General features: G+C 66.8%; 1 protein-coding gene. It reads right to left on the bottom strand.

Annotation, left to right across the window (positions count from 1 at the left end; genetic code table 11):
* A partial coding sequence (locus tag EOD29_RS35630) for a hypothetical protein (RefSeq protein WP_164764136.1) occupies positions 1-229 on the bottom strand: 229 nt, incomplete at both ends.

Genomic DNA, 229 nt, shown 5'->3' on the forward strand with positions numbered 1-229 from the left:
GGATGCGCCGCCTCGCCGCCTTTCGCGTAGACCGAGAGCAGCGACAGGACCGGCTGCCGCTCGTCGGCATCCACCTGGTAGATGACCCCTTGATGGGCGCCAACCAGCGGCGCCAGCTCCGACAGCAGCATCTTGCCGACCAGCGTCAGATCGCGCTGCCCCTGCAGCATGTTGGTGAAGCGCGCAAGGTTGGTCTTCAGCCAGTCCTGCTCGGTGTTGCGCTCGGTGG

Origin of the sequence: Mesorhizobium sp. M1A.T.Ca.IN.004.03.1.1 (assembly GCF_003997555.1) — a bacterium.
Classification (GTDB): domain Bacteria; phylum Pseudomonadota; class Alphaproteobacteria; order Rhizobiales; family Rhizobiaceae; genus Mesorhizobium.